Source organism: Streptomyces rhizosphaerihabitans, from assembly GCF_025399795.1.
Lineage (GTDB): Bacteria > Actinomycetota > Actinomycetes > Streptomycetales > Streptomycetaceae > Streptomyces > Streptomyces rhizosphaerihabitans.
Genome location: NZ_JAODTZ010000015.1, coordinates 79,285 through 93,327, shown reverse-complemented (window position 1 = coordinate 93,327; position 14,043 = coordinate 79,285). Strand labels below are relative to the sequence as shown.

Here is a 14,043-nt window from a genome sequence, read left to right as displayed (position 1 = left end):
GGGCGGCACACGTGCGCGCGGACGGCGTCAGTGCGCGGGAAGCGGGCGGTAGACGGTCAGGGCTTCGGGGCTCTTGCGCAGTGTCACCTCGCCGCTCACCTCGGTGACTTCGCCGTCGTAGGCGAGCAGCGTGCAGGGCGCGACGCCCTCGATGTGCAGGCGGCCCACCCGTACGGCCGCGTGGGCGGGAGAGCGTGTGAGGGGGCCTGCGAAGGCGGCGGCCAGCAGGCGCACCGCGGGATGGCGGCCGCCGTGCACGACCCGTACGTCGAGGCGTCCGTCCGCGAGGTCGAAGCGGCGGGCGGGCGCCAGACCCATCCGGTGATAGGTGCCGTTCCCGGCGAACAGGAGCCACAACGGGTGGGTACGGCCGCCGAGTTCGGCCCGCAGCGGGTGATGGTCGGCGCGCAGCACACGCAGGGCGCCCAGCACTCCGGCCGGCCAGCTGCCGATCACCTTGGACCAGTTCTCCCGCTCACGCACCAGCTCCGGATAGATGCCCAGGCTGCAGGTGTTGAGGAAGATGCCCTCCTTGCCGCCGGACGCGAACCGGCCCACGTCCACCTGGACCGCCTCGCCCTCCTGGAGCGCGTGCACCAGGTCGCGTTCGCCCTCCACTCCGAGGTCGTGGGCGAAGTGGTTGAGGGTGCCGCCCGGCAGGACGGCGAGGGGGATGCGATGGCGCAGGGCGACCTCGGCCGCGGTGTTCACCGTGCCGTCGCCGCCGCACACGCCCAGCACCCGGGCGCGGGTCGCCGCCTTCTCCAACTCCTCCTGTATGTCGGAGGGTTCGCACTCCACGATCTCCGCGCGCGGCAGCGCGGCGGCCAGCGCGCCGACCCGCTCCGAGCTGCCCGAGCCCATGTTGGCCACCATGACCAGGCCCTCGCCCTCGGCCAGTGCGGGCGCGTCGGTGCGCGCACGGCCGGGCGGGGTCAGCTGGTCGCGGGTGGGTACCAGCGCGCGCACGGCGTACGCTGCGCCGACGCCCAGGGCCGCCCCGGCCAGGACGTCGCTCGGGAAGTGGACGCCGGTGTAGACGCGGGACAGCGCGACCGCCGCGGCGAGCGGTGCGACGGCCGCGCCCCAGCCGCGGGACTCCAGCGCCACCCCCGTCGCGAAGGCGGCGGCGGAGGCGGCGTGCCCCGACGGGAACGACGTGGTGATCGGCTGCCGCTTCAGCTGCCGGACGAGGGGGACCGGGTCCAGTCCGGGGCGGGTGCGGCGCACCGAGCGCTTGCCGAGTGTGTTGATGGTGGCGGAGGCGAGGGCGAGCGAGGCGACGCCCCGTGCGGCGGCCCGGCGGGCCCGCGGAGTGCGGCTCGCCGCCACGGCGGCGGCGGTGGCGAACCACAGGACACCATGGTTCGCGCCGCGGCTCAGCCGCGGCAGCACGGGGTCACCGCCCGGCCAGTGCCGCGTGGCGACCGCCTCGAAGAGCCGGCAGTCCACGGCGAGGAGACGGTCCCGAACGACGTGGCGGCCCGGTACCAGGGCGGTGAGGTCGACATCTGGGGTCGGTGTCATGCGGGTCCGTCTACCCCGGATCAGGCGGTTCCCGCCCCCGTGCCGGGCCCCGCGTCGTATACGCGTTTGCCCCGCGCCCCCGCTCCCCGGAGAATGCCTGCCCATGGGACATCTCGAAGCCGCACATCTTGAGTACTACCTTCCCGACGGGAGGGCGCTGCTCGGCGATGTGTCGTTTCGGGTGGGGGAGGGGGCCGTCGTCGCCCTGGTGGGGCCCAACGGTGCCGGGAAGACGACGCTGCTCCGGCTGATCTCGGGGGAGCTCAAGCCCCACGGGGGGACCGTCAACGTGAGCGGCGGGCTCGGGGTGATGCGGCAGTTCGTGGGCTCCGTACGCGACGAGACGACCGTGCGCGAGCTGCTCGTCTCCGTGGCCCCGCCGCGGATCCGCGAGGCCGCGAAGGCCGTGGACGCCGCCGAGCACGCGATGATGACCGTGGACGACGAGGCCGCGCAGCTGCGCTACGCGCAGGCGCTGTCCGACTGGGCCGAGGTCCGCGGATACGAGTCCGAGACCCTCTGGGACATCTGCACGACGGCCGCCCTCGGTGTCCCCTACGAGAAGGCGCAGTGGCGGCTGGTCCGGACCCTGTCCGGGGGCGAGCAGAAGCGGCTGGTCCTCGAGGCGCTGCTGCGCGGCACCGACGAGGTGCTGCTGCTCGACGAGCCGGACAACTATCTCGACGTGCCGGGGAAGCGCTGGCTGGAGGAGCGGCTCAAGGAGACCCGCAAGACCGTGCTGTTCGTCTCCCACGACCGAGAGCTCCTCTCCCGCGCCGCCCAGAAGATCATCAGTGTCGAGCCCAGCCCGGCCGGCGCGGACGCCTGGGTGCACGGCGCCGGTTTCGCGACGTATCACGAGGCCAGGCGGGAGCGGTTCGCGCGCTTCGAGGAACTGCGCAGGCGCTGGGACGAGAAGCACGCGCAACTCAAGAAGCTGGTGCTGAACCTCCGTCAGGCGGCCTCCATCAGCCATGAGCTGGCGTCCCGCTACGCGGCGGCGCAGACCCGGCTGCGGAAGTTCGAGGAGGCCGGACCGCCGCCGGAGCCGCCGCGCGAGCAGGACATCAAGATGCGGCTGCACGGCGGGCGGACCGGGGTGCGGGCGGTGACCTGCAAGGGACTTGAGCTCACCGGCCTGATGAAGCCCTTCGACCTGGAGATCTTCTACGGCGAGCGCGTCGCCGTCCTCGGCTCCAACGGCTCGGGAAAGTCGCACTTCCTGCGGCTGCTCGCGGGCGGCAGCGTCGCGCACACCGGCGAGTGGAAGCTCGGCGCCCGCGTGGTAGCGGGCCACTTCGCGCAGACCCACGCCCACCCGGAACTGGAAGGCCGCACGCTCCTCGACATCCTGTGGTCCGAGCACTCGCAGGACCGCGGAGCCGCGATGTCCCGGCTGCGCCGCTACGAGCTGACCGCGCAGGCGGAGCAGCGCTTCGAGAAGCTGTCGGGCGGCCAGCAGGCGCGATTCCAGATCCTGCTCCTGGAACTGGAGGGCTCGACGGCCCTGCTCCTTGACGAGCCGACCGACAACCTCGACCTGGAGTCCGCGGAGGCCCTTCAGGAGGGCCTCGAGGCCTACGAGGGGACGGTTCTGTCGGTCACCCACGACCGCTGGTTCGCCCGCTCCTTCGACCGCTACCTGGTCTTCGGCTCGGACGGCCGTGTACGGGAGACGCAGGAACCGGTGTGGGACGAGCGCCGCGTGGAGCGGGCCAGGTAGGCGGCCGGGACGGCGGCTTCGGCGACGGGGCTCCGGACGGGCCCGAAGCCGGGCCCGTCCCGGGGAGGCCCGGCACCCCGGATGTTCGTAGAGTGGTGGGAGTAGGTCTCGATCCATGGCTCCCTCCCGGACGCCGCTCGGGGCAGTGTCTGCCCGGGGCGGGTGCCCGGACCGCACCGACGGCCACGACGAGCGGGGTAGCACCATGACCGGAGTCGACCCGGACCGGCTGGACGACCAGCAGCTGATGAAAGAGCTGGAGGCCATCCACCGCACCCGCCACGACACGCTGCTGCACGGTTCGAACGACGCGCTGCACACCCACAACGTGCGCATGGCCCAGCTGGAGGGCGAGTATCTGCGCCGCCACCCGCGCCGGCCCGTCTCGGCGGGCCGTACCCGTGACGGCGCCCGGGAGCGCGGACCCGCGGGGGTGCCGCCGGCATGACCGACCCGGACCCGATCCTGACCCGGCAGGCGGAGGCCATGGAGCTCTTCGGCCGCCGCGTCCACGCGATCCGCGACAGCCAGTGGGACGCCCCGACGCCGTGCACCGCCTGGAGCGTGCGCGACCTCGTCGGCCATCTCGTCTCCGAGCAGGCGTGGGTGCCCGCGCTGGTCCGGGACGGCGCCACCGTCGACTCGGTCGGCGACAGCCTGGCGGGCGACCTGCTCGGCCCGGACCCCGTCGCCGCCTGGGACACCGTGGCCGACGCCTCCCGCGCCGTGTTCGCCGAGCCCGGCGCTCTCGACCGCACGGTCCACCTCTCGTTCGGGGACATGCAGGCGGGCGACTACTGCGCTCAGCTGGTCACCGACCTGACGGTCCACACCTGGGACCTGTCCCGCGCCATCGGCGCGGACGAACAACTTCCCGAAGACCTGCTGTCCTTCGCGGTCAGGGAGGTCGCCCCCCACGCGGCGGAACTGGAGAGGAGCGGACTCTTCGCGGCCCCGGAGGAGCCACCGCCCGGCGCGGACGTCCAGACGAAACTGCTCTGTCTGGTGGGGCGCCGGCCCTGAGGGCGAGTATCGCCCGGATCCCCGGCTCGGCGCGGGGCGGGCCGACCGTTCACGGACGAGTCCAGTGATCTTGGGTGCCGGGTGCCGGGTGCCGGGTGCCGGGTGCCGGGTGCCGGGTGCCGGATGTCGGATGTCGGATGCCGGATATGCACTGCACCCCGCGCCCCGCACTCCGCACACCCACGACCCCTGCACCCGCTGTGACCGGGCAGTGGTCGTCAGTGACGGCCCGGTGGTGACGGCACGGCCGCCCCCACCCCCGGGAGGACGGGCGACCCGGCTCGGGAGAGAATAGGAAGGTGTTTGTCCCGCATGGCGCGGGGCAGACGCTGTTGCAGTGCTTCGGACAGGAGGCACGTCCGTGGGAGCGGCTATCCGCGCGCCATGGATGTACCCGTCCGGCGTACGGGTGCGTTCCCACGATGACTGTCCATCACACGGCACCATCAAGGGAGTTGCGACGCACCATGCGAACTCAAGCGAGCGCGACACACCATCCGCACGACGACGCCCCCGACACCGCGGAGGCATTCCGCAGGCTCGCCATGCTCCCCCCGGGTCAGCAGCGCGACACTCTCCGTGCGGAGATCGTCGAATCCTGGCTGCCGATGGCCGAACGGCTCGCGGGGCGCTTCCGCAGCCGCGGCGAGAGTTACGAGGACCTGCGCCAGGTCGCGTCACTCGGTCTGGTCAAGGCCGTCGACCGCTACGACCCCGAGCTCGGCAACGCCTTCGAGAGCTACGCGGTGCCGACGATCACCGGCGAGATCAAGCGTCACTTCCGTGACCACATGTGGACCCTGCACGTGCCGCGCCGGGTCCAGGACCTGCGCAACCGGGTCCGGTTCGCCAGCCAGGACCTGTCGCAGACCATCTCGGGCCGCCGGCCCACCGTCGCCGAGATCGCCGAGCACGCCCGGATGAGCGAGGAGGACGTCCTGACGGGGCTCGAGGCCCTGGAGAGCTTCACCGCGCTCTCCCTGGACGCCGAACTGCCGGGCAGCGAGGACGGCTACTCCCTCAGCGACGCCCTCGGTTCGCCCGACCCGGCCCTGGACACCGTCATCGACCGCGAGGCCGTCAAGCCCCGGCTGCAGGCCCTGCCCGAGCGCGAACGCGCCATCCTCTACATGCGGTTCTTCAGCGACATGACCCAGAGCCGGATCGCCGACGAACTGGGCATCTCCCAGATGCACGTCTCCCGCCTCATCAGCCGCTGCTGCACCCGGCTGCGCGACCAGATCATGCGCGACGCGGCCTAGGGCCTGTCGCCCGACGGAGGTCGAGAGGCGGTCGGTTCAGTCCGACCATGCCAGCCTCAGGGCGATGTGGCGGGACATCAGGTCCATCGCCTGCGCCTCGGCCATCGAGAAGGCGGGCCGGCTCCCGCTCCTGAACAGCGTCAACACCCCACGTACGGCACCGGATGTGCCGGGCAGCGGCACACACAGCAAGGACGTCACGTCGGCGCGGACGAGGACCGGGGCGCCCGAGGCGTCGCGGCCGAAGGCGTCCGGGTCCTCGGGACGTACCTGAAGGGCCGTGGACCCGCCGCGTACCGCCTCGGCGACGAGGGGACACGCGGCGGGATCCTGCGCGGCCACGGCCGCCACCTCCTCGCCGCACCCGGACGGACCGAGGACGGCCGTACGGGACAGCCGTCCGTCCCCGGTGTCGGCCACCACCCAGTCCGCGAACCGCCCGTGCAGCACTCCCGCCGCCCGGTCCAGCACCGCCGAACGGTCCCCCTCCGAACTGCCGAGCAGCGCCGTGGTCATGGCGTCCACCAGGTCCATCAGCGCCGCGTGCCGGGTGGTCGCGGACAGGCTCGGCACCGTCCGCCCCGGCGCACCTCGCCCCGAGGCACCCGGGGAATGCGAAGGGTTCCCCTCGTCCACCGGCTGGAGCACCACGAGTACGGCGGTCCGCGGCTCCCCGCTCGGTCGCAGCGCGGCGAGCGTCGCCCGCACGGGCACCGACGGCTCCTGCTGGAGATGCACGGTGAGCCCGCGGTCGCCCTCGCCGCGGGCCACCGCCGCCGCCTGTGAGCGGAACGCGGCCCGGTCCGCGTGCGCGAGGAACCCGGTCAGCGGCCGGCCGGTGGCGTAACCGGCCCGGACACCGGTGAACGAGGTCGCCGCGAAGTTCATCCGGCGCACCACGCTCTCGCGGTCGACCAGCACGACCGGCACCGGCACCCGCTGGAACAGCGCCTTCAGGAGCTGCTGCTCCTGGCGGTCCACGGAGCCGATGCCGGAAGGACCGGTCGCGGACAGTCGCTGGAACGCCGGCCACAACTGCTCCGCCACATGGTCGAGTTCGAAGATGGCCGCGTCGAGGACCGTCGGCATTTCCTGGACGGGTACGGAACGCGCCGCCTTCAACTCCGAGACGCGGCGCACGAAATCCGCGAGTTCTTCACCGAATTCGTCCGTCTGCGCCATGCGATGAACGTAACCCGGCCGAGGCGTGCCGCGGGGGGCGGGGGCTGAACCCGCAGGACTTGTTCGGCGCAGGTGAGGGCACTTGATTCCGGCCTGGGCGAGAGTGCTCGTTTTCGGCGCAGTTGAGCGGGAAGGCGGGAAGAAAGGAGGAGGAGCGAGCCATGCCGGAAACCGATCAACTCGGCCGTCTGGGACCGGAATCACCCGAGTCCGCGCTTCCCGGGAGGAGGCTCTCGGAACTCGCCGAGCAGGCCACGCGCTGCGTCACGGACTGCTGCGGCGCCAGCAGCATGGTGTCCGGGGGCGGCACGGAACGGCCCGCCGCGGTGACCCACCCCGACCTCGCCGGACTCGTCTCGGTGCAGCTGCGCTCCGGCGACGGGCCGATCCCGGCGGCTCTGGAACGCGGCGAACCCGTCGACTCGGCGGACCTGCTGGTCGAGGAGCGCTGGCCCGGCTACCGAGCCATGGCCCTCGACGCGGGTGTGCGCTCCAGCGTGACCATCCCCTTTCGCCGCTCCGGGCTGACCGTCACCCTCAGCCTCTACAGCTTCCGGCCCGGCGCCCTCGAAGGCGCTCCGCACGGCGCCGCCCGCGCGCTCGGCGACCACACCGCGACCTGCCTGGTCCGCGACCGTTCCTACCGCGCCGCACTCACCGAGCTCGACCAACTGGGTGCCGCGCTGCGTTCCCGGCCCGTCGTGGACCAGGCCTGCGGCATGGTGATGCACGTCCTGGGCTGCGACGCGGACCGTGCCTTCGCGGTCCTGCGCCGCATCTCCCAGGGCACCAACCGCAAACTGTCCGACGTCGCCGCGGCCGTCGTGGACAAGCGGGGACACGGACTGGAGCTGGAGAAGGAACTGGTGTCCCAGGCCGGGTGACGGGTGACGGGTGACGGGTGACCGGTGACCACTGATCGGTGACGGGCGGTGGATGGCGCACGGGCTGCGGCAGTGGGCGTCGTACGGTGCGGGGCGGCTGTCGTACGGGCGGCGGCGCTGGATGTCGTACAGGCAGAGGCAGAGGCAGGGACAGGGCAGGGGTAGGGGTGGTGGGGGGCTTTGTACGGAGCCCGAGCGGATGCCGTACGCAGGGGCCCGCCATCCCCGTCGCGATGTCACCCGCTCGGGCCCCTGTTTCCCGCGAATGGTGCCCGGCCGTTCGCGCCCGGCGGGACGGCGGGCTCTGATGGGCCCGAGGGACACGACGGCCGTGGCTCTCGGACCGCAGCCCCGCCGAAGGAGCCCCGCTCATGCGCCGTACCGCCCGTGTCCTGTACGCCACCGCCCTGGCCGGCGCCGCCCTGGGCGCCGCCGTGTCGGGCGCGTCCGCGGATCCGGCCGCGGAGGTCAGCCCGGGCTCCGTCGAACCCGGCGGCACCGTCACCATCACGGTCACCTGCGACGCGATCGGGGGGACCCCGCCCGACTTCATCGACGCCAGCTCCCAGGGTTTCCAGGAGGGCAAGGTCCAGCTGCACCACGTCGAGGGCACCGCCCCGAACGCCGCCGCCTCCTACAGCGGCACGGCCCACATCTCGTCCGGGGAGTCCGGCGCGGTTCCCGACACGGCCGCAGACTCCGCCACGGCGGGGTCCGGCGCGGGGCCCGGCTCCGCCGGATTGATCCCCGGCGAGATGGGTCCCGCCGTGTCAGGCGCCTCCGACGCGAAGAATCCCGACGCCGCGGGCGCGGAAGCCGTGATCCCCGCCCCCGGGGGCGAAAACACCCTCGCGCCCGATGCCCTGGCACCCGCTCCCGTCGTCGGCGACCCTGTGGTCCCCGACCCGCTGACCCCCGGCGCCGTGGGTCCCGAGACCGTCGGTCCGGACACGGTGGGCCCGGATGACGTGGGGCCGGACACGGTAGGCCCCGACACGGTGGGCCCCGACACGGTGGGCCCCGACACGGTGGGCCCCGACACGGTGGGCCCCGACACGGTGGGCCCGGACTCCTTGGTTCCCGACAGCACGGTTCCCGACACCGCGGTTCCCGACACGGTGGGACCCGACACGGTGGGCCCGGATGCCGGGGGCGCCGACGGGCCGTGGAACGTGGACGGAGTCTGTCCCGCGCCGCCCGGCGGTCACGGGAAGCAGTGGACCGCCTCGTACTCCGTGGCCCGGGGCGGCACGGCGACGCACGGACCCGACAGCGGGACCGGCTCCGACACAGGCGCGGGCATGGGAACGGGTACCGGCGCGGGTGAGCGTCCGCCCACTGTCCAGCGTGGCGTACAAGCCGGTGAGGGCGGCGTGTTCACCGACTCCGTGCCGGCTCTGGTCGTCGGCAGCGTGCTGGTCGCCGGGGCCGTGGGCGCGGCCGCGTACCGGCTGCGCAGGCGGCGGGCGTAGAGGGGCGGGCGGCACGGTGACGGTCGACGGCACGGCAGGCGACGATGTGACAGACACTCTCCCGAGAGCACTCCCGAGAGCACTCCCGAGAGCACTCCTGAGAGTCCTCCCGAGCGCAGTCCCCAGAGCACTCCCGAGCGAATCTCCCCGCGAACCTCCGTGCGAACTCACGAGAACACGCATGGGACGGCATGCCTCTGCGTACTGAGCGGACCACGGCGAGGGCCGACGAGCCGCGCGAGGTGATTTGTACGAGGGGACGACGACATCCGGAACCGTACGGACAAGCAGGTTCCGGCACAGGGAACGGCAGCACCCACGGTGCGGAGGCAGGTATGCGGCGGACGGCCCCGGAAGGACACGGACCGGTCCGGTACGGGCCGCCGCTGCCCGACCAGGGCCTGCCCGTGCTGCCGGAACTCCGCTCCGTGCTGGCCGCCGCCGCGAACCGCTCCGACGCCGAGCTCTTCGGCGGCGGCCCCGCGCTCCTCGATGCCGCCCGCGGCTACTGGACCCGGCGCGGACTGGCCGCCGCACCCGACCGGGTGGTGGCCGCCCCCGGAGCCCCCGCACTGCTGCTGGCGCTGACCGCGGCACTCGGCGGCGATGTCCTCGCGCCCCGCCCGTGCGCCGCGTGGTGGGCGCCGCAGGCACGCCTGCTGGGCAGATCCGTGTTCCGTGTGGCGACGCCCGCGGAGTGCGGCGGCGTCCCCGATCCGTACGCCCTTCTGGAGACCGTCCGCAGAGTCCGCGCGGAGGGCGGCGACCCGCGCCTGCTCCTGTTGTCCGTGGCCGACGACCCGACCGCGACCGTCGCACCGCCCGAGGTGGTGCACGAGACCGTGGAGGCCGCGGCGGGCGAGGGACTGCACATCGTCAGCGACGAGACCTGGCGCGACACCCTGCACCGGCCGCACGACACCGTGCTGCTCAGCCCCGCCGAGATGCTCCCGGACGACGTCACCGTGATCTCCGACCTCGCGGGCGCCTTCCTGCCGCAGGGCTGGCCGGCCGCCGTCGCCCGCTTCCCCGACAACGACGGGGGCACTCTGCTGCGTTCCCGCGTCCTCGACGTGCTCACCGTGCTCGGCGCGCGCGTCGCCGAACCGGTCGCGGCGGCGGCCGCCTACGCGCTCGGCGAGCCCGCCGCGATCACCGAACGGCTCACCGCCGCCGTACGCCTGCACGCGCGCGTGGCCGACGCCGCGCAGCGGGTGGTGGGCGCCGCGGGTGCCGTCGCGCGCCCACCGCAGGCCGGCCGGCACCTGTATGTCGACCTCGGCCCGCTCCGCTCCGCCCTCGGCGCGCACGGCGTCGGCGACGCGCAGGACCTGGAGGACTACCTCTCCACCCGGCTCGGCATGCCCGCGCCGGGCGGACACCGCTTCGGCGACGACCTCGCCGCGCTCCGGGTCCGCCTCGGTACCGGGCCGCTGCTCGGCTCCACGGACGAGGAGCGGGAGGAATCCCTCGCCTCCCCCTCGCCACTGGAACTGCCGCATGTGCGCGACGCGTTGACCCTGTTGAGGTCGGCCTTCGACGATCTCCGCGACGACGCTCAGCGACGGGAGTCTCCTCGATGACGCAGCAGTCCGAGTCGACCACGAGCACGACGACCCAGGACACCGACGATCCCGCGCCCCCACCCGCCCCGGCGCCGGGGCACCCCGCCGTCCTTCCTCCCCCGCCGCTCGCCGAGCCCCGTCAGCCCGGCGAGCGGCGACTCTGGCCCCGGTCCTTCGTGGACCGGCTGACCGCGCCGCTGCCGGGGCTCCGCGCAATCGCGCGGTTCGCCCGAGAGGGCGCCCTGCGGCCGGGTGCCGAGGGGCTCGCCGACATCCCGATGCTGCCCTTCGAGCCCGGACCGCTGTCCCGCGTGGACGCCCGTACGGTCGCCGTCTCCTGGGCGGGACACGCGAGTTGGGTGATCCGGATCGGCGGGATCACCGTCCTCACCGACCCGGTCCGGTCCCGCAGGATCATGGGAACCCCGGCCCGGATCACCCCGGTCGGCATCGCCTGGAGCCTGCTGCCGCGCGTCGACGCGGTCGTCATCAGCCACAACCACTACGACCATCTGGACGCACCGACCCTGCGCCGACTCCCGCGCGACACACCGATGTTCGTACCCGCCGGACTCGGACGCTGGTTCAGACGACGCCGGTTCACCCGGATCACCGAGCTGGACTGGTGGGAGGCGGCCGAAATCGACGGCGTCCGCTTCGACTTCGTCCCCGCCCACCACTGGTCCAAGCGCACCCTCACCGACACCTGCCGCTCCCTGTGGGGCGGCTGGGTCCTCACGGCGCCCGGGGGACAGCGCGTGTACTTCGCGGGCGACACCGGATACGGCCGCTGGTTCGGCCGTATCGGGCAGCGTCACCCGGGGATCGACCTCGCCCTCCTGCCCATCGGCGCCTACGACCCCCGCTGGTGGCTGAGCGATGTGCACTGTGACCCCGAAGAGGCCGTACAGGCGGCCGTCGATCTGCGCGCGCGCCGGATGGCACCGATGCACTGGGGCACGTTCGTGCTCTCGGCGGAACCGGTGCTGGAGCCCCTGCGACGGGTGCGGGCCGCCTGGGAGCGGGCTGGCCTGGCCCGGGAGAACCTGTGGGATCTGGCGGTGGGAGGCTCCCGGGTACTGGAGTGACCGCGTCCCTACGAGGGTGTCGTCCGGCGGAACCTGCGCCACACGCTCGGCGCCGCGCTGATCGCGACGGTCAGGGCCACCGCCGCCACCACGCCCTCCCACGGCTCGGGGAAGAGCGAGCCGCCGAGGATGCCGATGATCTGGTAGGTGGCCGCCCACGCGAGACATGCCGGGATGTCTCCGCGGGCGAACACACGCAGCGGCATCTTCGCTATCAGACAGGCGAGCATCACCGGGATGCGGCCCGCCGGCACCAGGCGGGACAGCACGAGGACGGCGATGCCGTGGTCGGCGAGCTTGTGCTGCGCCTGGGCGAGCCGGTCCTCGGGCGCGCGCACCCGGATCGCCTCCAGCCAGCGCGATCCGTTCCTGGAACCCATGCCGCGCCGGCCGAGCCAGTAGAGCGACATGTCACCGAGGAAGGCGGCGACCGAGGACACCAGGAACACCATCAGCAGCGCGAAGGGCGACGTCTGGTGGAAGGCCACCACCGCCGCCGAACTCACCAGCGCGCCGGTCGGCACCACGGGTACCAGCGCGCCGATCAGCACCAGCAGGAACAGGGACGGATATCCGAGCGCCTGCTGAGTGGACTCCGGCGGCACGGCCGGGGCCGCGGCGGACAGGAACATCACCGGAGCAGTGCCCTTGACCGCCAGGAGGAGAGCCGGAGCAGTGCCCTTGACCGCCAGGAGGAGAGCCGGAGCGGTGTTCTTGACCGCCAGGAGGAGTGAGGGAACCACCGCCCCCGCGGCGGACCGGGCAATCACCGGGCGGCCTCCGGACGCACGCTCTCGCCGTGTTCCAGCAGGTGCACCGCCACCTGGGGCGCACGCTCGGCGGCCAGGCGCACGAACTCCTCACCCGGCGCATGGAATTCATGGGGGCGCACGGCATCCATTCCGATGGGCCAGAACGTGCCGTAGTGCACCGGCACAGCGCTGCGCGGCCGCAATGCGGCGAGCGCCTCGGCGGCACGCCCCGCGTCGAGATGCCCCTCCCCGAGATACGGACCCCAGCCGCCCACCGGCAGCAGCGCCACGTCGACCGGTCCGACCTCGTCGGCCATCGACGCGAACAGCCCCGTGTCCCCGGCGAAGTACGTCCGCGACTCGCCCTCGACCACGTACCCCACCGCGGGGGAGCGATGCGGTCCGATCGGCAGCCGCCGTCCGTCGTGCCGCGCGGGAACGGTGCGTACGACCAGGTCACCGACCCGGGTGCGGTCACCGGGTGCGACCTCCGTGAGCCGCAGATGGTCCAGTCTGCGCAGCCCCGGCACCGAGCGCGGGGCGCCGTGCGGCACGAGCAGCCGGGTACCCGGAGCCAGCCGCGCCAGCGACGGCAGGTGCAGATGGTCGGCGTGCAGATGGGAGACGAGCGCCACGTCGGCGACCGCCGCCGGGGGAGGGGGCGGCGCCCCGCGCCTGCGCCGCAGGTGTGCGAGCCGGCGCGCGAAGAGGGGATCGGTGAGCACGCGTGTCCCGGAGTCCTCCAGCGTGCAGGTGGCGTGCCCCCACCAGGTGATCTCCACCGGCACCTCTTTGCCTCCTTCGCACGACTCCCCCCGAGCCTACGGGCAGGAGTAGGGTCTGCGGCGAAACCCGGAGGTGAGGGGGACGCCATGGGAGATGCACGCGCTGCCTCCGGCACGCACGCCCTCAAGCGCTCGCACGAGTGGAGCGGTCCCGCGTCGCGCCCCCCGACGCTTCGCGTCACGGCGATCGCGAGCCTGACCCCTCTGGAGGAACTCGACGCGGACCCCTTCCTCGTCGACTCCCGCAGCCAGCACGCGATGTGCGCCCGCTGGGCCGCCGAGCACGGCTATGTCGTCACCCGGGAACTTCTCGTACGCGGTCTGCGCCCCGACCACCGCAGCCTGTGGGCGGACGTCGAGGCCGGGCTCGTGGATCTGTTCGTCGCGCCCAGCCGCCGGGTGCTGGAGCGGGCGCTCGCCTCGGTCGAGGAGTTCACCGCCGAGTGTGCACGCCGTGGGGTACGTGTCGAGACGGTGGGCACCGCCGAACCGTCGTACGACGCCCAGATGAAGGCCCGGGTCCACCGCCGCCTGTCGATGCCGACGGCCGGATACGACGGCCGTTGATCTCTCCGCCGGGACAAGGCGCCGGGGCGAGGCTTCGGGGGGACTTCCTGCGGCTTTTGGGGACTTCTGGGGATCTCCGGCCGTTGTGACAGGGTGGGAGCAGGCCGCGCGGACCGGGCGGGCCGGGACGTGAGGTGGACTGGGCGTGGACGGAGGACGTTGGCGGCGCGTCGCCGGCGCAGTGGGTCGGGCTATCACGGTGTGGGCCGTGTC

Annotated in this window: 13 protein-coding genes; 9 read left to right on the top strand and 4 right to left on the bottom strand. The window is 73.3% G+C overall.

The window, feature by feature from the left end; all coding sequences use genetic code 11:
* Positions 1–27 precede the first annotated feature (27 nt).
* The gene (locus tag N4G66_RS17370; RefSeq protein WP_261705024.1) at positions 28–1,527 is read right to left on the bottom strand and encodes a bifunctional phosphatase PAP2/diacylglycerol kinase family protein; all 1,500 of its coding nucleotides are present in this window, start codon (positions 1,525–1,527) and stop codon (positions 28–30) included.
* A 103-nt stretch (positions 1,528–1,630) separates the two neighbouring features.
* Here N4G66_RS17370 and N4G66_RS17365 point away from each other — a divergent pair, with 103 nt between their 5' ends.
* From N4G66_RS17365 to N4G66_RS17350, 4 genes are all read left to right on the top strand, one after another.
* Positions 1,631–3,250, top strand: coding sequence for an ABC-F family ATP-binding cassette domain-containing protein (locus N4G66_RS17365; RefSeq protein WP_261705023.1), 1,620 nt, complete (start codon positions 1,631–1,633; stop codon positions 3,248–3,250).
* Between the two features lie 205 nt (positions 3,251–3,455).
* Positions 3,456–3,698: a DUF6158 family protein gene (locus tag N4G66_RS17360; protein ID WP_261705022.1), complete on the top strand. Its 243-nt coding sequence runs from the start codon at positions 3,456–3,458 to the stop codon at positions 3,696–3,698.
* Positions 3,695–4,273 (top strand): TIGR03086 family metal-binding protein, encoded by a 579-nt coding sequence (locus tag N4G66_RS17355; protein ID WP_261705021.1) that lies wholly within the window; start codon positions 3,695–3,697, stop codon positions 4,271–4,273. The genes N4G66_RS17360 and N4G66_RS17355 overlap by 4 nt, the downstream gene beginning before the upstream one ends.
* A gap of 467 nt (positions 4,274–4,740) precedes the next feature.
* Positions 4,741–5,535 (top strand): RNA polymerase sigma factor SigF, encoded by a 795-nt coding sequence (locus N4G66_RS17350; RefSeq protein WP_261705020.1) that lies wholly within the window; start codon positions 4,741–4,743, stop codon positions 5,533–5,535.
* Between the two features lie 36 nt (positions 5,536–5,571).
* Here the strand turns inward: N4G66_RS17350 and N4G66_RS17345 are convergent, their stop codons facing one another.
* Positions 5,572–6,717 (bottom strand): PAS domain-containing protein, encoded by a 1,146-nt coding sequence (locus N4G66_RS17345; protein WP_261705019.1) that lies wholly within the window; start codon positions 6,715–6,717, stop codon positions 5,572–5,574.
* Between the two features lie 161 nt (positions 6,718–6,878).
* On the opposite strand from N4G66_RS17345, the gene N4G66_RS17340 reads away from it, so the two are divergent.
* The 4 genes from N4G66_RS17340 (at position 6,879) to N4G66_RS17325 (ending at position 11,726) form a co-directional block, all read left to right on the top strand.
* Positions 6,879–7,601 (top strand): ANTAR domain-containing response regulator, encoded by a 723-nt coding sequence (locus tag N4G66_RS17340; protein WP_261705018.1) that lies wholly within the window; start codon positions 6,879–6,881, stop codon positions 7,599–7,601.
* Between the two features lie 371 nt (positions 7,602–7,972).
* Positions 7,973–9,073, top strand: a complete 1,101-nt coding sequence (locus tag N4G66_RS17335; RefSeq protein ID WP_261705017.1) for a hypothetical protein — start codon at positions 7,973–7,975, stop codon at positions 9,071–9,073.
* 335 nt (positions 9,074–9,408) lie between these two features.
* Entirely contained in the window at positions 9,409–10,656 is a 1,248-nt protein-coding gene (locus N4G66_RS17330) for an aminotransferase class I/II-fold pyridoxal phosphate-dependent enzyme (RefSeq protein WP_261705016.1), read from the top strand.
* Positions 10,653–11,726, top strand: a complete 1,074-nt coding sequence (locus N4G66_RS17325; protein WP_261705015.1) for an MBL fold metallo-hydrolase — start codon at positions 10,653–10,655, stop codon at positions 11,724–11,726. The genes N4G66_RS17330 and N4G66_RS17325 overlap by 4 nt, the downstream gene beginning before the upstream one ends.
* 8 nt (positions 11,727–11,734) lie before the next feature.
* On the opposite strand, the gene N4G66_RS17320 is transcribed toward N4G66_RS17325, so the two are convergent.
* A complete protein-coding gene (locus tag N4G66_RS17320) occupies positions 11,735–12,358 on the bottom strand; it encodes a DedA family protein (protein ID WP_261705096.1) in 624 nt (207 codons plus the stop codon).
* Positions 12,359–12,492: 134 nt separating this feature from the next.
* Positions 12,493–13,266, bottom strand: a complete 774-nt coding sequence (locus N4G66_RS17315; protein WP_261705014.1) for an MBL fold metallo-hydrolase — start codon at positions 13,264–13,266, stop codon at positions 12,493–12,495.
* 84 nt (positions 13,267–13,350) lie between these two features.
* On the opposite strand from N4G66_RS17315, the gene N4G66_RS17310 reads away from it, so the two are divergent.
* Positions 13,351–13,830, top strand: a complete 480-nt coding sequence (locus N4G66_RS17310; protein WP_261705013.1) for a hypothetical protein — start codon at positions 13,351–13,353, stop codon at positions 13,828–13,830.
* Positions 13,831–14,043: the final 213 nt, after the last annotated feature.